Raw genomic sequence first — 22,315 nt, 5'->3', positions numbered from 1 at the left:
ACTTTTTTACAATTTAAAATGTAAATTATCCAGCCATGTTTAGTAATAGAAAAGAGTTTAGAAATTTAGTATTTAACTTTTTGATGTAAATTACAAGAATATTTGGTGGTTAAGATGATATTCCTATATTATAATATTAGGTTAATTAAACCCTAATATGCATAAATCGATATGCCACATTATTCATAATGAGTTTTGTGGCATTTTTTGCAATGCTAATAATATTTTTGCCTTTGGATCAATTTCTATTAAAAAACAAAATTTTCCAAAAAGAAAAATATAAAGTAAAACATATAGCTAATATAGTTACAAAACACGAAAACTACAAATGTGAAGTTAGCCCATTGATATTTGATACATTAATTGATAGGATTTTTATCAAAACTACTGACAAGATAGTGAAAAACCTACATCTAAGAGATAAAGATTTTTGGGTTAATGATAATTGTAATGGCTGCAGATTATGTGAAAAAATTTGCCCTGTTAATAACATACAATTTAATATTAATAAGCCAGTATGGAAACATAATTGCGAGCAGTGTGCAGCTTGTATTCAATACTGTCCAAAAGAAGCAATTCAATGGAGAACGGAAACTAAGAAAAGAAGAAGATATAGAAATCCTAATATAAGTATTAATGAACTTATAGGGTGTTAGTATTAAGATTTATTTATAATATGACAGCATGTTGTCATATTTAGAAATTTATAATGATTATGGAGGTGTTGATTTTGAAATATGAATGGAGAAAAGAGGAAAAAGAGATCTATCTGCCAAGAGAAAAACCAGCTTTAGTTAAAATTCCTAAAGCAAAATATTTCTGTATTAAGGGAAAAGGGAATCCGAATAATGGGGATTTTTCTAATAGAATTGCTGTATTATACTCTCTTGCTTATGCAGTAAGAATGATGCCTAAAAGTGGTTTTATACCTAATGGATATTTTGAATATACTGTTTATCCGTTAGAAGGATTATGGGATATGACTGAAGGTGGCAAGAGTGGTGATGTATTTAATAAAGATGAACTGATATATACAATAATGATAAAACAACCATATTTTGTAAACGAAGAAGTAACAGAGAAAGCCTTTGAAATTGTTAATAAGAAGAAGCCAGATAAATTATTAGAAGAAGTTTATTTTGATGAAATAGAAGATGGATTATCAGTTCAAATGCTACACATAGGTTCTTATGATGCTGAACCAGAAACTTTTAGTAAGATGAAAGACTATATTAACGAAAATAATTTGAAGATTAGAAGCTTAGTTCATAGAGAAATATATTTATCAGACGCTAGAAAAGTTGAAAGAGATAAATTAAAAACAGTATTAAGATATACGGTAACTAAATAATAAACTTAAATTTGTACAAGAGGTAAAATCAATAATTATTTATACAATAAAGGAGAAATACTATGGCATATAAATTGAAAGATATAACAATAAGAACAAATAATTCTGATGAGGGAATAAAAATGATTGATGAACTATGGGGGGATATTGTAAGTGGTAAATTACCTCTTCTTTTTGATAGTGAACATATACTTCAAAAAGATGCTTCTCCAATTTCAAAATATAGCAACTATTCTAGTGATGAAAGAGGGGATTATGACCTTACAATAATGAATGTAACACCTGATTTTTTTGAGAAAATGGAAATGAAAGTGAGAACAGGCCTATATAAAAAATATGATGAAAGAGATGAGGATGGGAAAATAGATGTGTGTGCAAAAAAAGCATGGGAAAAGGTATGGAGTGAGCAAAAATTAGGAGATATAAAGAGGGCATTTTCGGAGGATTATGAAATCACTGTTCCTAGTGAATACGCAAAAGATGGAAATGCACATTGTTATTTATATATTTCTGTTCAGTAAAATAAAAAATAAGTTGAAATACATTTTAAAGCATTATATTATGAATTCAGGCACCGGTGTACATTATTAATAAAGAAGGTAAAGTATGGACATTAATATTGAAATGATACCAGAATATGAAATTGCTTATATAAGGAAAGTAGGTCCTTATGGTTTAGAAAATGTGCAAGTAATGGAAAAATTGAAAAGCTGGGCTGAAGAAAATAGCTTATTTAATGAAAGGTCAATAATCCTAGGAATAACTCAAGATAATCCTGAGATTACAGAACCTGCAGATTGCCGCTATGATGCATGTCTAGTTGTTTCTGATGAATTTGATTTTGAAAGTAAGAATATTAACATTGGAAAAACTATTGGTGGAAAATATTGTGTGTTTAAAATAAATCATACAGTAGATGCTATACAAAAAGCATGGCTTGAAATATTTTCGGAGTTATCAAAAAGAAATTATAAAATTGATGATAAAAGAAAGATTATTGAACGTTATACCATGCAAATGATAAGTAACCATTATTGCGAGATTTGTGTGCCTATATTATAAAAAAATATTCAGTGAATAAGCAGTTTATAAAGTTAGAAAATGCTGTATATAATATACATCTATCTGTAGTCAATAATGAAATACTTACCTAATATGCTATAATTAGTTTATTAAAATTTTATTTTGCATATAAAGGGGGATTAATTATGATAGTAAAAAGTGTAACAATTTATGTAAAACAAGAGCATGTAGATGAATTTATTAAAGCAACTAAAGAAAATCAAAATAATTCATTGAAAGAAAAGGGAATTATATGCTTTGATTTTTTTCAATGCAAAGATGATTCAACTAGGTTTTTACTTTACGAAGGATATAAATCAGAAGACGATGTGAACAAACATATGGAAACCGAACACTTTAAAAAATGGATTAATACAGTTGAACCTTGTTTTTCAGCTCCTAGAGATAAGGCTACATACATTCCTATTCCTTAAATAATAGAAACGTTAAATGTAGAATGGTTGCTCTATTTTGTATTAATAGATAAAAATTTATATTAAATATACTCCTAGGCATTGAGACGTAGTAAGAATAAATTAAGCTAAGATTTTCTTGAATTTAGAAAATCTTAGCTTTAAATATGTTATCTTAAATATCAATAGAATTAAAATCTATTTCAATATTATCATAAATATTAAACTGATTCTTATAACTAAAATAATATCATTAAAAATGCTTTTGTAATCATTTCATATACATATCCTTCTTAAAATTATAGGGTTTTATCACATAATATGGTAAAATTGAAATGTTTAATAAGAATTATAATTAAAGAAAGGAGAAAATATGACCGAAATTATAGTGATTTTTGCATTAACACTAATAACGCTTAGCGCCATATTCTTGGATATCACGAAAAAATTAAATTTGCTACATAAGATTTTAATGTATATATATTTTATATTTGCGCCACATATTGTTGCGTTAGGATATTTTTTAATCCAACATAGCAAATTTGGACAAGATAATGCTATATACAGATGGACTATTTTAACGGAGATAATTATTTTTATTCTATATATTTTTATAAAAATAAACATAATTCCAAATAATAAAAAGCAAATAGTAAACTTTAGATTAAGAATAATGTTAGGCGGAAGATGTCTTGTTTTATATGGATTATATACAGCATTTGTTCAAATTATTATATATTTAATAGGAAATACAATAATGCAAAGATTAGCAATTCCAGAACATATATTAGTAATTGATAGTATTATTGTTATGTTAAACATTATTATTTTAATTATCAATGGAATGCTAAGAATTTTATGTACTTCAAGAAGATTAAATATTGTAAAAAGACTTATAGTAGGCTTTTGGAGTCTTATTCCAATCGTAAATATTTTTGTGATGTTATATGCTTGTCACATTGCAGCAATAGAATATGATCATGAGTGTTATAAAGTAATTAATCATGAAGCGCGTGTTGATTCAGAAGTATGTAAAACAAAATATCCTCTTGTATTAGTTCATGGTGTAGGTTTTAGAGATTTAAAATATATTAATTACTGGGGCAGAATACCTAAAGAGTTAATTCGTAATGGAGCCACAGTTTATTATGGAAATCAGGAAGCTTGGGGAACAGTTGAGTATAATGCAGAAGATATAAAAAATAAAATATTAGGTATATTGAAAGAAACAGGATGTGAAAAGGTAAATATTATTGCACACTCAAAAGGTGGACTAGATTCACGTTATATGATTAGCAAATTAAAAATGGGAGATTACGTTGCATCATTAACTATGATATCATCTCCACACAGAGGATGTAAGTTTGTTGATCTTGCTTGCAAAATTCCTGATAGAATTTATAAATCCATTGCAAGATTTTTTGATAAGCGTTATAGATTTCTAGGTGATAAGAATCCTGACTTTTATACTGCAAGCAGACAGTTTTCAACGTATCATAGTAAAAAATTCAATGAAGAGGTAAAAGACGTAGATGGGGTGTATTATCAAAGTTACACATCTGTAGTTAGAAATATATTTAGTGATTATGTTGTTGTAATACCATATATTTTAGTAAAGTTAACAGAAGGTGAAAATGATGGTCTGGTATCTATTGAATCTGCTAAATGGGGAGAATTTAAAGGGGTATTGAGAAATAAACGAAGGCGTGGAATCTCTCATGGAGATATTATCGATCTAAGAAGAGATGACTATAAAGACTTTGATGTAATAGAAAAATATGTGGAAATTGTATCAGATCTTAAAAATAAGGGTTTTTAGGTGGTATTATAAAATTTATATGAAACATTACAGCTGATGAATAAAGGATTAAAAATACTAAGGCAGGTTTAATTAACTTCGCTTAATATTTTTAATCCTTTATATTTTAAACATTTTTATTTTATCGCCTAAAACCAATATTTATTACTTCTTAAACGTGTCATTTTACAAGTATATTCTGATTCAAACTTTAAAATTTTGTATTATTAAAAAAATCTAAAAGCAGCAAATACTAATAATATTATTATAACTGGAATAGACAAAATAGATGCCATTATACGTCTACCAATTTTACTTCCAAAATTAATAGTGCTTCCTATACCATTTCTCTTATCAACAGATTCAGATGGATTATCTGGATTATAGTAGAAAACTCCAAGTTTCCAATGTCTAGGGTCATCATCTTTATTCACTAGAAATACATCTCCTTATATTTATATACAAATAGTTAATTTTATATTTGTTTAATTATATACCTTTAATTGTAAATATTCAAATGTCTAATGTATCTACATATAAATTTTGAATATTGATTTTGAAAACAGGATGCAAAGCTAAAAATATACTAAATGCATAGTGTATTTAACCAAAAGACTCTGTATAGATAATTTTTCAACTGAGAATATTGTACAATGTTTTGAAATTTTGATAAATAATTAATAATAGTCAAAAATGAGAGTATAGCACCAATACTAGGCGTTACTGTGAAATATAAGTATTCCGTATACTCTCATTATTTCTAATTCATTATTAAAATAAGTAATCGTTCTAAATCAAATATTCTGCTCGTATTAAACATTTCCTCAAGGTCATAAAGGGTTTTTTCTGAATTTTCAACTTCCTTAGAATACATATGCATTATGTCTATTTGATAATTTATATCAAAGTTATAATTATTATCAATCCAGCGTACTACATTTAACTCTTTAATAATGAGATAACTCATGACAGCTAGTGTAACTTTAGAGCATAATTCTTCATCAAAAATAGCTTTCATAAAATATTGGAATATAAAATATACCATTAAGTGTTCATATTCATAGGTTCTAGTTTTATAATATTCATTAAAAGCATCATATTGTTTTTTATAAAAAGTAACATTGTCTATTTTATAAAAACAGTCAATAGCATGATCTAGTATTTGTGGCCAGTTATCATTAATAGGATTGAGATTTTTATACACATTCATACATTTAAGCATATTTTTATACTTATAAGATTGTTTTGCTTTATACTTATCAAACTTATTAAGAAGCTCTTTCTTATAAGATCCGCTAGAATATCTATTTACTATATTTTTAATTTTTGATAGTTCATTTTTATTTATTTCTTCTTGAATATCATGAGCAAAATTAATTACTAATGCAATCCTATGATTTAAATCTATAGATCGGTCTTGTAGAATATCTAAGGCCATTTTCCTAGCTGATATTAGCTGCATGGAAATATCAAAATTTATATCATCATATGGGTTTTCCTCTTCATAATCGTCTGAAACTTCAAAAGTAATTGGCTTAGGACCTTGAAGAATTAATCTTGCAGCCTCAGGACAGGACAAAGATACCCCCATCTCACGTAAATTACTATATTCCTCTATTAACCTTGGGTATGTCTTGCATGTATAACATAAGCTTTTTTCTCCAAGTTCAGTATAGATATCACAAAGGTTATTTTTATTTAAAAACGGGCAGTTATTATTTTGTAATACAAAACCAGGCTCTCCATCTTCATATAATATTAAATTTGATCTTAATCTTTCACCAAATTCACCACTTACATTGTTATAATTCTTATATGTTTCATCATCAATTATAATTTCCCACCCAGCACAACAAGTATCAGTACATTTTGAAGCGATGCATTTAAAATCTTTATAATAATGGGGTACTATTGTTTTCATGTAAATTACCTCTTATGTTTATTAATTAGGGTATATAGAAGAAAATAGACACATATAAAAAGAGTAGCTATGATACAATACGGAACTTTTCTGATATAAGAACATCCCATAGTGTCATTGACTTGTTATTTACTTGAATATGCCCGAGTTCCATTATAATATACCACTTAATTGAGTATTGAGAAAAGTATTTTAATGAGAGAACAATGTTTTGTGGAATAATACTTGTTTGATTATATGGATAATTTTTTAACTGCAAAGAATAAAAGGATAAATGAAATTACTTTTGATTTTCATAAAATGTCCCTTAGAGATAAAATAGTGGAGAGGGCAGTATTTTTGAATAATGATTGATATTTAGAGAAGTATTGTATTGTGGGTTAGCTACATATTAGGAAAATTATTGCATTTTTATATGCAAAAGGTCTCCTTTTATCTAGCAGATTATTTTTATATAATAATAATATAAGAAATAGGAGAGTGGAGTTCAGATGAGATTTAGTCAGATAATGAGTGACTTCATAGACAATGAAGATTACTGTTCAATTGAATATTTTATTCATAAATACAAAGTATCTAAAAGAACAATTCAAAGTGACATTTCATATCTCATGAGAATTTCGACAAGCAAAGGATTTGAAATACATACAAAAAGGGGAGTGGGGTATTTATTAGAGGTTAAAGACGATGAATTATTCGAGAAATTTCTTAAAACTTTAGATGAAAACATTGTTTTTAAGATAAAAGAAAGACCATCTCAAATACTGGCATTTTTATCAGTCCAAAATGAATACATTTCAATGGATAAAGTTGCAGACACTTTTCAAGTTTCTAAAACACTGATCAAGCATGATGTTAAAGAGGTAGAGGAACTAGCTAAAGGTTATCATCTGGCTTTGGAAAAAAAGAGCCATCATGGAATAAGAATAGTTTCTTCAGATAGAAATCTTAAAAAATACTTATGCCAGGAATATCAAACTAAAAACGTATTTGTTAGAATGGCAGTTGACGGTGTTGTAATGGACTTTTCACATGTTGAGTCCCAATTGATAAGACAGATGAACAAAGAAAAATTAAATATTAATTATAATGAGCTATTAAATATGATAGTTTATCTAAAGTCCATGATATATATTTCACTAAAAGGAAATAAACAACCTGTCCAAGATTATGAATTTCATGAATCTAATCCTATTGAAAAAATTGTTGAATCATTAATTCATACAATGGAAAAGAAATATAAGGTATGCTTTGATAAGGATAGCGTTGAGGAATTGATAGAAGTTATGCAGAAAAATATCCATAGGAAAGATACCTATGTTTCTTTCACTGACAATTTGATTGATGATATAGAAGTTTTTTTGAAAAAAACAGATGAAACTTATGATACTCATTTTTTTGAAGATCAGGACTTGAAACGGCTTTTACTTTCGCATATATCCTTATTAGTAGACAGGCTTCACAATAAAATTTCATATAAAAATGCTCTGGCAAATGAGCTAAGTATCACATATCCCATGATATTTAATATAGCAATACAATTTTGTGATATTCTCCATGAAAAATATAATGTAGAATTTACCTTTGATGAGATAGGGTTTGTAGCTATGCATTTTGCAGCACATATGGTAAAGGAGAAACAGCTAAAGCTTCAATCTTACAATAAAATCTGCGTAGTATGCTCTTCTGGCGGTGGAAGCGCATATATGATTAAAATGCAGCTTGAATCCGTATTCCCAAAGTCAGAAGTCAAAACCTTCTCTTTTTTGCAGCAGGATGAGATGATCAGCTATAAACCCGATATTATTTTTACAGTTATACCAATATCTTATGATGCCCACATACCTATCATTTATATAAAAGAGCTTTTGGATGACAAAGATCTATATAGAATTAGGCAGATTCTAGAGTGCGATGATTATGATCCATATACATTGATTAATGAAAATCCAATATACTATTCATATTTCTCAAAGGAATTTTTCAATATAACAGAAGAAGATAACTATGAACATCTCATTAGAAAGATGGCAGAAGATCTTGAAAAGAAAGGATATGGCAAGGAAGGATATGCGGACTTAGTTATGGAAAGGGAGGCATTCATAAGTACCATTTATTTAAATGGCGTATGCATACCTCATCCTATTGAAACAGATGCCTTAAGAAATGTAATATCAGTCAGTATATTAAAAAAGCCCTTTATATGGCTGGAAAAAGAAGTAAGGATCATTTTTATGATTTGTTTAAAAAAGGAACAGGTAGAGGTCTATAAAGACATTACTAAAAAGTTATATCAGCTTATGCATGAGCCAAAATACTTAGAAAGAGTTATTCGTGTTAAATCTTTTGAAGAGCTTATGGTAGTGATGAAAGAGATGGGAGGTGTTAATTATGAATGATATTTTATTGAAAGCACTAAGTGATGCGGACAGTATAGCTTCAAATGAAAATGAAGTCAGAGAGATTCTATACAAGGAACTTACGAAATATAGTGATGAGGTTTTTTGTGATAATATTGGAAGCATTATATTTCATAAAAAAGGGAAAGGTGAGAATCCACTGAAAATTATGTTCTGCGCCCATATGGATGAAGTGGGCTTTATGGTTCGTAGTATTTCTGATATCGGGTTTATTTATCTTATAGCTGTCGGCGGGGTGCAGGATAAAAGCAAAGAAATGCAGTTAGTTAGATTAACAACCTTTACTGGTAAAAAAATAGAGGGACTGTTAAATGTTACGAAAGATAGTGAAGGAAATATAAAAGATATGTACGTTGACATTGGATGTGACACTTTCGATGAGGTTAAATCATTGGGAGTAGAAACAGGCAATATGGTTTGCTTCGCAAGTGAAGCAAGACAATTATCAAATGAAAAGGTTTATATAGGAAAAGCAATGGATGACAGGGCAGGCTGCTATGTTATTGCCGAGGCCATGAAGAGGATGAAAGATGATTTGGAAAATGATATCTATTTTGTTGGAACAAGCAGCGAGGAAGTCGGAACCAGGGGAGGGAAAACTTCAGCTTATATAATAAATCCAGACATAGTATTTGCTTTAGATGTAGCAAACAATCCTGAACTTACAAAAAATTATACAAATCATCGTCTTATTGGAAAGGGACCAATGATTGTGCATTATGATAAGACTATGTCTCCTAATATAAAACTCCTAAGGTATGTCATGAATATGGCGGATGAAAAAGGAATTCCATATCAATGCGATATGTTTAGCGGGGGAGGAACTGATGCTGGAAATGCACATTTAGATCGAGGAGGAAAACTATCATTGGTCTTAGGAATACCACTACGATATTGCCATGGTGCATATTCTTTTGTCCATAGTGATGATTTGGAAAATTTAATTAAACTTGTATATGAGCTATGTTATCGTTTAAAACGTAAAGATTACGAAAAATTTATAGATTTTTTAGGAGGATATGAAAATGACTGAAGTAGAACAAAGCATTATTATGGAGATGATTTCTTCCGCTGGTGAAAGTAAGGTGAAATCTTTTGAAGCATTAAAAAAGGTAAAGACGAAAGAGTATGATGAGGCTCGTAAATTATTAAATGAAGCCAGAGAGGCAGATTTGGCTGCTCATCAAATTCAAACAAAGATTATAACTGCTGAATTGTCAGATAGCGAAAATAAACCTGAAGTTGGGTTATTAATGGTACATGCACAAGACCATTACATGACAGCTCAATTAGCTAGAGATCTAATTGAGGCGTTAATAAATGTATTTGAAGAAAGGGAGGAAAAGTAAAATGAAGATTGTATTATGTTGCGCAGGAGGCTTTTCAACGACTATGCTTATGGACAGTATGAAAAATACCATTAAAAAAAGTGAAAAACTTAAAGAGGAGGATTTTAAATTCATTGCAATCCCTGTAGATATTCTTGAAAGTGAAGTAGAAGGTTGTGATGCGGTTGTTGTAGGACCACAAATTGCACATAAGTTGGATTATATTAAATCAATTATTGATCCACATGAGATTCCTTATGTTGTTGTAGATAAGGAGACTTATGGCAAGATGGATGGAGCAACAGTATTAAAAAAAGTTCTTATAGAACGTAAAAAAGCTGATATGAAAAAAATAAAGTAAGACCAGCTAATAATAGTCAAGTTAATTTTCAAAAAAATAGTTTTTGGAAAAAGAGTATGGCAAACAAACCGTTTCAAAACACGAACGGTTACAGAAATTGGAATAAAATTAAGCGACTTTGTTTAAAGAGTTATTTTCTAGGAACATTTGCTTATGTATTTTGGGATCTCTTTGCTCAAACGGAGTTTGATTTCGGAGAACAGCAAAAATGTAGTTTATAATTTTATGCATTATAGCGACTAAGGCGATTTTAGGCTTTTTGCCTTTAAGGTTTATTTGATAATAATCTAATAGGACTTTATTTATAGGAACTCCATTACGATTGTTACGGATTGAAGCTAGTGCAACAGAATATAATGCTCTTCGACCGATTCGAGTTCCTCTTTTTGAAATTTTATTATCATCGCCTTTAAAATTACCTGATTGATTAACTGAGCTATCAATACCAAAGAAAGCTACAAGATGTTTGGGCTTAAGAAAACCATCAATATCACCTATTTCAGCTATTATAGTAATAGCAGTTAATTGCCCTATGCCAGGAATTGAATCAATTAGTTCAATATTAGCTCTAATAGATTCAGGAAAAGTTTCAGACTGTATAAAATTGTTAATTTTCTGTAACAATGTATCAATCTCTGATTGAATAGTTTTTATTAATGTTATAGAGCTGGCTATTTTGACGGCTAAACCGTCTAACGGTAAGCCAATTATTTTAGCTTCATTAGCAACCTTAAATAATTTGGAATATGTATTTTCCGACCAGATAATGCCCTTTTTAGAGCTATCAAGGAAAATCTTAATTATATTTTCCTTAGGTGCCTCTAAAATTGATTGTGGCGTTGGATATTGACTTAAAAGCTCAATTGAACTTTTAGATGTTGAATCTGAAAATATAGTATTATAGCCAGGAAAAATAACTCTTAAATCAGCGGATAATTTTTTCTTAAAAGTAGAGCTAGTATCTGTAAGTTTGTAATACTCTCTTACAAGATTTTTCAGAAGAAAAATATCAAGGCTAAGTTGTTGTGATAACTTAATGTTTTGAAATTTTCCTATTGTTGCAATAGATAAAGCGTCTTTTTTATCATTTTTCACTTTTCTTATGTCGCCATTTTTGTTAGACTTAGTAACGAGTGGATTGATAACAAATGTGTTATCGAAATATTTATTAAGATAGTGGAAAAGAGATAAATGGTACACGCCAGTGGACTCCATGAAAATTGCAGTTTTCATGTTAAACTCTTCTTCCACTTTTTTTATTTCATTAACTAAGTGGTTGAAGCCATTGAGATCATGCTTTATTTTAAATGACTTCTTATAAATATCACCATTCGGTGCGAGTATTGCAGTATATGAAAAATCAGCTGAAACATCAATTCCTATTACAGGACTATAAAAAAAATTAGACATTGTATATATCTCCTTAAATTAAATTTTAGATATAGAATAGAACTTCCACTCTGTCAGATAGCTTATAACCTTGTTTGTGACACGGGTAATTCCCGAAGGGAAACCCAACCAGCTAAACATAGAATTCTACCTGATGAAATGATACGCTTTTTTACGGGTATAGGTTCTAAAAGACCTCCCAGGAGGTTTACATCTATCTTCTATTCAGGAGTATTATACTAGACTATATAAAACTTGGTTAGATTCCTTTAAGGAATTTAAATAAAAAACTATTTAAGATATGAAATGCATATTCCCTATCGGGGCGTAGGCAAAGTAATAAATTAGAATATTAAAAATAATAAGAGGTGTAATGTTCGTTAGAAAGATAAATAGTTTTCTATCAAATGTTACAACTAGATTATACAAGGAGGTTGAATAATGTTTAACAAGTTTGAAGCTTTTATGAGCAAGTACTTAGCGCCACTTGCTAACAAGATGGATAAAGAAATTCATTTAAGTGCCATTAAAAAAGCCATGGTAGCTTTAATGCCTTTGTTGATTATTGGTAGTTTTTGTTTGATTCCAGAAGCCATCCCTAATATGATTGGTGAGAATAATCCAATATCTCAATGGATATTAGCTAATCTTGATATTATTTATATTCCTTACAACGTAGGTATGGCACTGATGGCCTTATACGCTACAGCTTTTATGGCCTATCATCTTGCCAATTCCTACAAGCTGGATGTACCAGGGTGTATTAGTATGGCGGTTATTTCTTTCCTTATGATGACTGTTGATTATACAAAAGATGGTGGAATTATAACTAAATATTTAGGACCAAAAGGTCTGTTTGCAGCAATGTTTGCAGCAATTATTGCAGTGGAATTATATCGCTGGTGTAAAAAGAAGAAATTCACAATTAAAATGCCTGATTCAGTACCAGATTTTGTTTCAAGATCTTTTGAAATGATTCCAATATCAATTATTATTATTGGTTTCTTCTTAATTATACGTATTGTGTGTGTGAATGTGTTTAATATTATGCCGCCATTGATTTTTACAAGCATATTTGCACCATTAGTAGGGTCTATGGACAATCCGTTGTCTTATACATTCTTAAAGATGTTGCAATGTTTATTATTTTTCTTTGGAATTCATCCTTCTGTATTGAGTCCAATAACAACTCCAATTTCCACTCAGTTCCTAGCAGAAAATATAGCTAACTATAAAGCTGGATTAGCCATGACTCATTTCTTCGCCCCAGGTCCAGAGTCTGCATTTGGTAACTTTACAGGAACAGGTATAACATTTGGTCTAGTATTCTGGTGCTTATTATCTAAATCAAAGGCCTTAAAGCAGATAGGACGTGTTGCATTAATTCCTGCGTTATTTGGAATAAACGAACCAATCCTATTTGGTGCTCCAATTGTATTAAATCCTATATTTTTTATTCCATACGTTATTTGCGGTGGAATTATAGGAACTATCCCTGGCTGGATGATGAAATTTGGAATGTTAAGCTGTTCATTCTTTACACCTCCTTATGTGGGTGTTTTCTTAGAGGGATATCTTACTAATATGGATCCAATGTCCATTGTTGCTAATGGAATTCAATTAATCTTATCACTTGTTGTATGGTATCCATTTTTTAAGATATATGAAAAACGTTATCAACAAAAGGAGAATGATAAGAATAACATGTCTAAAGAAGATGAAGAAATCTTAAAGGATCTCGATTTGGACTTCTAAAAAGAAGGCGCTGTAGCACAAAGAATAAGGCACAATCAAAAAATAACAAGTCAATTTGCTAGCTTTCCATCATACTGCGTCGTCAAATTGCCCTAATAGGCCTGCTATGAGACCAATTTATATCCTTGTCTGATGAAAAATATTCACAGCAACTTTAGACTTGTTATTTATTTTCATGTGCCTAAAATCACGATATATTGGATTAGATTTTTAAATCTTAAGACAACATATTATAGTTAAATTTCTTAATGCGACAGCTCCTAGTTTTTAAGGATGGTGATAATATGGCTAAAAGAATAGAAAAAATACATGAGTTTATGCATCATAATAATATTGATGCTCTTCTTATTAAAAGTAAAACCATGAAAAAATGGTTATCAACTATGACAGGCAGCGGATGCAATGTCTTAATCACTCAAAATAAAGGTTTCCTTATATTAGATGGGAGATATCTGACTGAGGCTAAAGAAAAAGAACATGATCTTGAAATTATTCTTCACTCACCTCATGAAATGGGATGTAATTATCTAGCGGCAGTTCAAGATATATTGAAAAAAGAACATTGCCGAAATTTAGGGGTTGAAGCTTCTCAGATGTTAGTTAAAGAATACAGAGATGTTGAAAAGATTGGCGTTCAGATTATTTTGTTAGATGAAGAAATAGCTGATTTACGTATTGTTAAACAGCAGGAAGAAATAGATATCATGCAAGAGGCAGTTGATATCACAGACGATATTTATAAAAAAGTGCTTGGCAATATACATGTAGGAATGACAGAGTATGAAATAAGCGCTTTGGTCCAATATTATTCAATTGTGCAAGGAGCGCAGCAAATGTCTTTTGATACAATTGTAACAACTGGGGAAAGGACCGCTTTTCCACATGGCAGGCCAACTGGTCGCAGAGTCAAGGCTCATGAGCCAATTATGATTGATTTTGGGATTCAATATAAAAATTATCAGTCAGATATGACGCGCATGTGCTTTCTAGGAGAGCCTGAACCTAAGATTAAAGAAATTTACGATATAGTTTTGAAAGCACAGCTGGTAGGATTGAACGCTATTAATGCTGGAGTTATTGCAAGTGTCGTGGATAAGGTTGCCAGGGATGTTATTGAGAAAAACGGATATGGGCAGTATTTCAATCATGGCCTGGGTCACGGCCTTGGAATCGGTGATGGCTGCGAATTGCCAATTTTGAATTCTACAAGTAAGGCTATTTTAAAGGAACATATGATGATGTCATGTGAACCTGGAATCTATGTTCCAAATATTGGGGGCGTGCGTATTGAAGATGATGTGGTTATTATTAATGGCAGAGGCGTTCCAATGAATAAAACTACAAAGGATTATATAATTTTGGAGGTGAAATAAATGAAATATAATTTTGATGAGGTTCATAATCGTTTGGGAACCTATTCTACACAATGGGATTATATTGAAGATCGCTTTCATAAGAAAGATTTAATACCGTTTTCAATTTCAGATACTGATTTTATTATTCCAAAACCAATTACTGAAAAAATTCTTCAAGTTGCCAGCCATCAGATATATGGATATACCAGGTGGAATCATCATGATTTCAAATCTTCTATAACAGAGCATTATAAGAGAAGATTTAATACATCCATTGAAGAAGATTGGATTTTATATAGTACAAGCGTTATGTATTCTGTATCATTATTAATCAGGCTGCTAAGTTCTCCAAATGATAAGATTTTGACATTTAATCCTATGTATGATTCATTTTTTACAGTCATAGAGGATAATGACCGCATATTGGTATCAAATGATTTAACTCATAAAGACGGTTCGTTTGAAATTGATTTTGACCTATTTGAAAAACAGGTACAGGACTGCAGAATATTACTTTTATGCTCTCCACATAATCCTACAGGTATGATATGGTCACAAGATGATATGAAACGCATGGTATCATTGTGTAAAAAATATAATACAAAGATAATTTCGGATGAGATACATATGGATATACAGGTTGGGGAAAAGAAACAAATACCACTTTTATCCTATATCCATGATTATGATGAGTTATATACAGCATCTTCTTCCAGTAAAATATTTAATACCCCTGGTTTGATTGGTTCATATGTGATGATACCAAATGAGACGGTGAGAAATGATTTTTTATATCATACTAGGAAGAGAGATTTTTTGAATTCTGCAAGTATATTTGGAATGTATGCCACAATGGTAGGGTATATGCAATGCGATGATTATATCGATGAGTTAAATGACTATATTCGTGGTAATATGAAGCTGATGGAGGACTTTATTAAGAGTGAGCTTATGGACTTCAAATTTAAAAAGCCAGATGCCACTTATTTGGCATGGATAGACGGAATGGGAGTTCCATTCACATCTGAACAGATTCAGGATGCGCTAGTAAATGTGGGCGGAGTTGCTATTATGAAGGGCGAAACCTATGGGAAGAATGGTGCGAAATATTTGAGGATGAATTTAGGATGTAGTCGCTCAAAGGTTGAAGATGGGTTAAAGCGATTTAAAAAAGCCATGGATTATTTGTATTCAAAATAGGAGGAATGTTTTATGCATAAATCATGGAGAAAAGTAACATCATGGGTGGATAGGAAGCCGTCTAATGTGAGCATATCAAAACGGCTACTGGCTTACATCATAGATTGGTGTTTGGGAGGAATTATCTCAGGATTCCCTGCGGTCTTAATTTATAGCGCGGTGACAAAGAAAGGAGATATGTTTAGCAATCTCTATGTGTTTGCGAGTCTGGGATATTCAAACGGATGGGCATATTTAGCTGGTGGCCTATGTTTTATTGCAGCTCTAATTTATTATGTATATATACCTTATAAAAAGTACCATGGTCAAACAATTGGAAAGCATTTGGTTAAGATTAAAATCGTAAAAACGGATTATTCAGAAGTAGATTTAAAAACCCTTTTAATAAGACAAATTGTAGGGATCATGGTGATAGAGGGAGCTGCAATTGTTATAACAAGTTATTTAATACAGCTACTTACTCTTGTGACCGGTTTTTATTTTGAATACTATCTTGGAATAGCAGGAAGAATTTTAACGGTTGTGTCCGAAATCTTGGTTTTAAGTACGCTATCACATAGGGCTATTCATGATTATATTTCTGGAACAACGGTTGTATCAGAAAATGATTAGTATGTTTATGCTATTAATTTTTATCGAGTTAAACTGGATTCGGGTGAGGGGGAATACCAAGCTGGATATTAGTTGAACTTATCTGGACATCATATGATGCACTCTTGGCAGCAGATCTTCTTGGAAAATAAATATTAGGTTAAAAATGGAGATACAGAGGATATAATAAATTTATGAGAGTTTATGTGTAGTAAACTCTCTTTTTTTAGCAGTAAAATGTACATAATTTATATTAAGTATCAAAATTATTAAAAGTATTGGAATATGAAATACAACATTAAAGGTTTATATTTAAGAAGAAAGCTATTCTAATTTTGGTACATGCAGCATACATGTAAGAATCAGTATTATTTAGAACATAACTGTTTTCATGTTAAATATATGGGAAATATTCCTTAGTTTAGTAGAAAATGATATACTGAGAATAAGCGAGATAATGAGTAAAAATTTATCTTATAGCTAGCATCCGTAATACTCTCCAATATATGAAGATCCTCTTCCTTGCGTCAGATTAGGAAGTGATTCACACTAAATCAATTTTTGATGAGGTTAACTCATGAATGAGTTAACTAAGTGACCAAATTGTAAATTTGGACTTTCACTTATCTGCTTAAGTGTGAGATAACGGCTGCATGCTCCTGGATAAGTTCAACTAAATTCAGATGGAGTTTACCATAAAGGGGCACCAAGAAAACTCCACATGAAAAGTTTCACTTTATGAACATAGAGTTAGGGGGAGAGAAATGAGTATAACTGAAATATCAGTAAAAAGACCAGCAGCCATGTGGATGGCAGTAATCTTATTTATTGGACTTGGAATCATGGGTTATAAAAGCATGGGGGCAGATTTAATGCCATCTATGAATATTCCTGTTATATCAATAATGACAACTTATAATGGTGCTAGTGCAGAAGATATTAAGAAAGATATTGTAAAACCAATTGAAGATGCAGTTTCTGGAATAAGCGGTGTTGATGTTTTAAATTCAACTTCTGGAGAAGGCTATGGTACTGTTACAATAACCTTTAAAATGAGTGCAAATATAAATACCGCATATTTAGATGTCCAAAAGGCAGTTGAACTTGCCTCTGCAAGACTTCCTAAAGCCGCAGATAAGCCTATTTTATATAAAATGGATATGAGTTCCATACCTATGATGATAGTTTCAATAAATGGGGATGCCAGTTATGAGGAACTTTATAATCAATCTGATATCTTAAAGCAAAGATTAGAAAAAGTACCTGGGGTGGGGAATATTTCATTGCTAGGTGCTGATAAGAAGCAATTGATGATAAAAATTGATAAAGCAACTATGGAGTATTATGGAGTGAACATTGATACTTTAATGGGCACACTGCAGGCGTCCAACGTTAATGTACCAGCTGGAGAGATTAAACAAGAAGGCTTAGATCAATCTGTTAGAATTATTGGGCAGTTTAGTAGCGTTGATGCAGTTAGAAATCTATTAATACCAACAGGTAATGGAGTGACAATTCGCCTTGGTGATATTGCAAAAGTTGACTTAGAAGTTCCAGATCCTACCGTAGTAACAAGATTTGGTGGTAATAAGACTATAGCAATGATGCTAGGAAAGCAAAGTGATTCAAACGTAGTAGAAGTTGCTGATTCTGTAAAAAAGGAATTAGAAGATGTAAAAAAGACACTTCCAAAAGGAACGGAAGTAAATATTTTAATGGATACTACTACGTTTATTAATTCTTCACTTACTCAAATAAAACATAATCTTGCAGAAGGTATCATAACTACTGCATTTGTACTTTATTTATTCTTCCGTAGTTTCCGTTCTTCACTAGTAGTTTTAATTGCAATTCCAACATCGCTGGTTGCTACGTTTTTTATGATGTATCAGATGCACTTTACTTTAAACATGCTGTCTTTGATGGGCTTATCTCTTGTTGTGGGTACCCTGGTGGATGATTCTATAGTTGTTATAGAAAATATACAGAGGCATATGGATATGGGGAAAAATCCTATAGCTGCAGCCATTGAAGGACGTAAGGAAGTAGGAATGGCAGCAATAGCTATAACTTTATGCGACGTTGTTGTATTTGCCCCTGTTTCACTTGTGTCAGGTTTAGTTGGGCAGATGTTTAGAGAATTTGGACTTACAATAGTTGCAGCTACAATGTTTTCTCTAATTGTATCTTTTACAATTACACCAATGCTTTCTTCAAGGCTATTAAAAAATGAAAGCCTTAAAGAGGTGTTAGTAAAAAAAGAAAAATCTAAATTTTTAAGCAAAATAAATTTTAAATTTATTAAAATAATAAGTTCTAAATTCAGTAGAATAAATGCTAAAACAGAAGGCTCTTTTGAAAAACTAGTAGAAACCTATAGAAAAGCTTTAATATGGTCTTTAGATAACAGGAAAAAAGTTTTAGCTATAGTTGTTGCAGGAGTTGTGCTTAGTGTCATGCTTATTCCAATGGGGGCAATAAAGTCAGAGTTTATACCTATGGCGGATCAGAGTTCTCTTCAAATTAATGTGAAGCTTGCACCGGGATCAACTTTAAAACAAACGGATGAAAAGGTCTCCGAACTAGAAAAATATTTGCAAGGAACAAAAGAAGTAAAAAATTATTTTTCGCTTATTGGACATGATGGAGAAGCAACTGCAGATAAATCCATTGCCCAGATTTTCATTAACCTAGTTCCTAAGGATGAACGTAAAAAAAGTCAAAGTGAACTTGCAAGTGAGATTCGCAGATTTGGTAAAAATATGTCTGGAGTAGATTTAAATGTAGCAGAGTCATCTTCGTCTGGTGGTAGTGGTAAGCCTGTATAAATTAAAATAAAAGGAAATGATTCAGATACTATAAGAGATTTATCCAATGAAGTTGAAAAGTTACTAAACACAGTACCAGGAATCACTGATATAAGTAATTCTACAAGTTCAAGAAGCAGTGAACTTAGGGTAAATATAGATAACCTTGCGGCTACTCAGTACAATATTTCTACTACAAATATAGGAAGTGTTGTTAGAATGGCTCTTGCAGGAACCAATGTTGGAGTATACAGATCAAAGAATGAGGAAAATGATATAACCCTTAAATTTGAAAACGGACAAATAAAGAGTGCTGAAGATCTTAAGTCTTTGAAAATTACAAATTCCTTAGGGCAGCAAATTCCACTTAGTCAAGTTGCTTCTATTCAAAAAATAGATAGCGCCCCTTCTATATCTAGAGAAGATAAACAGGATATGGTTACTGTTGAAGCTAATATTCAAGGAAGGGTTCTTGGAGAAGTTACCGATGATATTAATGCTAAACTAAAGGCGCTTTCGGTTCCTGATGGATATAGTATAAGCTTTGGAGGAAATCAAAAACAGATGGCGGAAAGTTTTTCGTCTCTTGGACTTGCTTTATGTGCATCCTTAGCTCTTGTTTATATGATTTTAGTAGTGCTTTATGAGTCCTTTTTAACGCCATTTATAAGAATGATGGCTCTACCTTGTGCTATTATAGGAGCTTTTAGTTTACTTGCTCTAACTGGACAGACTTTAAATTTAATGTCCATAATTGGATTAATTATGTTAGAAGGATTAGCATCTAAAAATGGTACATTACTTATAGATTATACTAATACCCTTATGAAGAGAGGAATGAATTTAAGAGATGCTCTTATAGAATCTGGTGCTACTAGATTAAGACCGATAATCATGACAAGTGCTACCATGATTGTTTCTATGTTACCAGTTGCTTTATCCATGGGTGAAGGAACTGAGATGAAAAAGAGTATGGCTATAGTAATCATTGGAGGAATGGTTGCATCAACAATACTTTCACCAATTGTATTACCAATTATTTATACATTAATGGATGATTTAAAAAAGGTAGTATCTTTTAAAAAGAAGAAAATTCATACCATAGAAGGAGGTAGCACCTATGAAGTTTAAAGGGTTAAAGAAAAATAAAAAACTTTTAATAGGAGGAGTAGTTTTAGCAATTATTGTAGTCATAGTTATTTCTATCTTTGCTAAAAAGAAACCCATAGAAGTAGTACAAGAGGTTAAAAATGTAAAAACGGAAAAAATAGCAACTGGAACTATTTCTACAAGTGTAGAATATGCAAGTAACCTAAAGCCAGCAAAAGAGGTAGTGGTTTTGCCGAAAGCAGGAGGAAGAGTTGCAACTGTAGATGTAAAGGTTGGAGATAAAGTTAGTGTAGGTCAAACATTATTTACATTAGATACAACAGATTATGCAGCACAACTTGAGCAGGCAGAGGCTGGAGTGAGTGCAGCTAGTGCTAACTTAGAAAGAACAAGCGACTCAGGGTTTACACAGCAATTATTGCAAGCGGAACAGTTGGTAGGAAAGTTACAAATCCAATATAATAGTGTAAAAGACAGTTATGACAGAGCACAAACTTTGTATTCAGCACAAGCAGTAGCTAAAAAGGATTTGGATGACGCAAAAGCTCAATATGATGCAATAGCTATAGACTTAAAAAATGCACAAGATAGCTTAGAGCTACTAAAGAGCAAGTCAGGGCCTCAAGCTACAAAAGCTGCTGAAGCACAGCTTGAACAAGCACAAGCAGGAGTGAGTGCCGTGCAAAATCAAATAAGTAACGCTACCGTTGCTGCACCAATAGCTGGAGTTGTGTCAGAAAAAGCTGTAGAAGTAGGACAACTTGCAAGTGCGCAATCAGGATCAGTTACTCTTATCGATTATAATAGTCTAAGTGCAGAAATAAATGTTCCTGATAAGATGCTTGAGAAAATTAAAGTAGGTCTATCTGTACCAGTTACTATAAATGCATTACCGGATTCAAAAATAGTTGGAGTAATAGACAATATCAGCCCAAATACAAGTTCTAAAAATAATTTCTACGTTGTGAAGGTTAAAATTGATAATACTAATAACAATATACAGGCAGGTATGTTTGCTAAAATATCATTACCAGCTGAAAATAAGGACAACATCCAGATGGTTCCAAATGAAACAATCAAAATGGAGAATGGTGTAAATTATCTTTATGCAGTTGATAATGGCGTGGTTAAAAAGATATCAGTTGAAACAGGAATTTCAAATGAAAAATTTACAGAAGTAACAGGCAAAGTGCAATATGGCATAGATGTCATTACTGAAGGCCAAAATTTATTAAGTGATGGAGAAAAGGTAAATATAGTACAATAGGAAAATATGAATTTAATCAAAGGTGGTTATAAAAATGAAAAGAGGTTATGTAGGATGTTGATATATTAATAAGGATAAACTTATGAATTTCTTTTCTTATGTTTTAAATATAAGTCATGTTTTTTTATGATTCTAAGATTTTTTATAAAAATTTTTATTTTTTTGCAACACTTCTCTAAGTTGGATT

General features: G+C 31.1%; 18 protein-coding genes and 1 pseudogene. 16 read left to right on the top strand and 3 right to left on the bottom strand.

Going from position 1 to position 22,315, the window contains the following annotated elements; all coding sequences use genetic code 11:
* Window positions 1-212: 212 nt before the first annotated feature.
* The 6 genes from F3K33_RS13720 to F3K33_RS13695 all read left to right on the top strand — a co-directional run bounded on the left by F3K33_RS13720 (window position 213) and on the right by F3K33_RS13695 (window position 4,645).
* Window positions 213-656: an EFR1 family ferrodoxin gene (locus F3K33_RS13720; protein WP_244620232.1), complete on the top strand. Its 444-nt coding sequence runs from the start codon at window positions 213-215 to the stop codon at window positions 654-656.
* A gap of 74 nt (window positions 657-730) precedes the next feature.
* Entirely contained in the window at window positions 731-1,351 is a 621-nt protein-coding gene (locus F3K33_RS13715) for a GyrI-like domain-containing protein (RefSeq protein ID WP_023976403.1), read from the top strand.
* Window positions 1,352-1,413: 62 nt separating this feature from the next.
* On the top strand, window positions 1,414-1,872 hold the full coding sequence (locus F3K33_RS13710; protein WP_023976402.1) for a hypothetical protein: 459 nt from the start codon (window positions 1,414-1,416) through the stop codon (window positions 1,870-1,872).
* Between the two features lie 85 nt (window positions 1,873-1,957).
* Window positions 1,958-2,413, top strand: a complete 456-nt coding sequence (locus F3K33_RS13705; RefSeq protein WP_023976401.1) for an AraC family transcriptional regulator — start codon at window positions 1,958-1,960, stop codon at window positions 2,411-2,413.
* A 146-nt stretch (window positions 2,414-2,559) separates the two neighbouring features.
* Complete coding sequence (locus F3K33_RS13700) at window positions 2,560-2,847, top strand: putative quinol monooxygenase (protein ID WP_039768539.1); 288 nt, start codon at window positions 2,560-2,562, stop codon at window positions 2,845-2,847.
* A gap of 352 nt (window positions 2,848-3,199) precedes the next feature.
* The gene (locus tag F3K33_RS13695; RefSeq protein WP_039768537.1) at window positions 3,200-4,645 is read left to right on the top strand and encodes a lipase family alpha/beta hydrolase; all 1,446 of its coding nucleotides are present in this window, start codon (window positions 3,200-3,202) and stop codon (window positions 4,643-4,645) included.
* 206 nt (window positions 4,646-4,851) lie between these two features.
* On the opposite strand, the gene F3K33_RS13690 is transcribed toward F3K33_RS13695, so the two are convergent.
* Both F3K33_RS13690 and fliB read right to left on the bottom strand, forming a co-directional pair.
* Window positions 4,852-5,058, bottom strand: a complete 207-nt coding sequence (locus F3K33_RS13690) for a DUF5808 domain-containing protein (RefSeq protein WP_039768535.1) — start codon at window positions 5,056-5,058, stop codon at window positions 4,852-4,854.
* Window positions 5,059-5,384: 326 nt separating this feature from the next.
* Entirely contained in the window at window positions 5,385-6,545 is a 1,161-nt protein-coding gene (gene fliB, locus F3K33_RS13685) for a flagellin lysine-N-methylase (protein WP_039768533.1), read from the bottom strand.
* Between the two features lie 491 nt (window positions 6,546-7,036).
* Between fliB and F3K33_RS13680 the strand changes: the two genes are divergently transcribed.
* Genes F3K33_RS13680 through F3K33_RS13665 form a run of 4 tightly spaced genes read left to right on the top strand, consistent with a single transcriptional unit; the run spans window position 7,037 to window position 10,654 of the window.
* On the top strand, window positions 7,037-8,944 hold the full coding sequence (locus F3K33_RS13680; RefSeq protein WP_039768531.1) for a BglG family transcription antiterminator: 1,908 nt from the start codon (window positions 7,037-7,039) through the stop codon (window positions 8,942-8,944).
* Entirely contained in the window at window positions 8,937-9,998 is a 1,062-nt protein-coding gene (gene ypdE / locus F3K33_RS13675; protein WP_039768529.1) for an aminopeptidase, read from the top strand. Before F3K33_RS13680 ends, ypdE begins: the two co-directional genes overlap by 8 nt.
* Window positions 9,991-10,314, top strand: a complete 324-nt coding sequence (locus F3K33_RS13670) for a PTS lactose/cellobiose transporter subunit IIA (RefSeq protein WP_039768526.1) — start codon at window positions 9,991-9,993, stop codon at window positions 10,312-10,314. Before ypdE ends, F3K33_RS13670 begins: the two co-directional genes overlap by 8 nt.
* Window position 10,315: 1 nt before the next feature.
* Window positions 10,316-10,654 (top strand): PTS sugar transporter subunit IIB, encoded by a 339-nt coding sequence (locus tag F3K33_RS13665; protein ID WP_039768523.1) that lies wholly within the window; start codon window positions 10,316-10,318, stop codon window positions 10,652-10,654.
* A 108-nt stretch (window positions 10,655-10,762) separates the two neighbouring features.
* On the opposite strand, the gene F3K33_RS13660 is transcribed toward F3K33_RS13665, so the two are convergent.
* Entirely contained in the window at window positions 10,763-12,064 is a 1,302-nt protein-coding gene (locus F3K33_RS13660) for an IS110 family RNA-guided transposase (protein WP_154862458.1), read from the bottom strand.
* 420 nt (window positions 12,065-12,484) lie between these two features.
* Here F3K33_RS13660 and F3K33_RS13655 point away from each other — a divergent pair, with 420 nt between their 5' ends.
* The 6 genes and pseudogenes from F3K33_RS13655 (at window position 12,485) to F3K33_RS13630 (ending at window position 22,128) form a co-directional block, all read left to right on the top strand.
* The gene (locus F3K33_RS13655; RefSeq protein WP_039771088.1) at window positions 12,485-13,798 is read left to right on the top strand and encodes a PTS sugar transporter subunit IIC; all 1,314 of its coding nucleotides are present in this window, start codon (window positions 12,485-12,487) and stop codon (window positions 13,796-13,798) included.
* Window positions 13,799-14,082: 284 nt separating this feature from the next.
* Entirely contained in the window at window positions 14,083-15,171 is a 1,089-nt protein-coding gene (locus F3K33_RS13650; protein ID WP_039771086.1) for an aminopeptidase P family protein, read from the top strand.
* On the top strand, window positions 15,172-16,353 hold the full coding sequence (locus tag F3K33_RS13645) for a MalY/PatB family protein (protein ID WP_039771084.1): 1,182 nt from the start codon (window positions 15,172-15,174) through the stop codon (window positions 16,351-16,353).
* Between the two features lie 12 nt (window positions 16,354-16,365).
* Window positions 16,366-16,965: an RDD family protein gene (locus F3K33_RS13640; protein WP_017210576.1), complete on the top strand. Its 600-nt coding sequence runs from the start codon at window positions 16,366-16,368 to the stop codon at window positions 16,963-16,965.
* 743 nt (window positions 16,966-17,708) lie between these two features.
* Window positions 17,709-20,882: pseudogene (locus F3K33_RS13635) on the top strand (efflux RND transporter permease subunit).
* On the top strand, window positions 20,872-22,128 hold the full coding sequence (locus tag F3K33_RS13630) for an efflux RND transporter periplasmic adaptor subunit (protein WP_039771082.1): 1,257 nt from the start codon (window positions 20,872-20,874) through the stop codon (window positions 22,126-22,128). The pseudogene F3K33_RS13635 and the gene F3K33_RS13630 overlap by 11 nt, the downstream one beginning before the upstream one ends.
* The last annotated feature ends 187 nt before the right edge of the window (window positions 22,129-22,315 follow it).

The organism is Clostridium beijerinckii (assembly GCF_008705175.1).
GTDB lineage: Bacteria > Bacillota > Clostridia > Clostridiales > Clostridiaceae > Clostridium > Clostridium beijerinckii.
The sequence above is the reverse complement of the archived record's forward strand: the minus strand, read 5'-3'. Positions and strand labels throughout refer to the sequence as shown.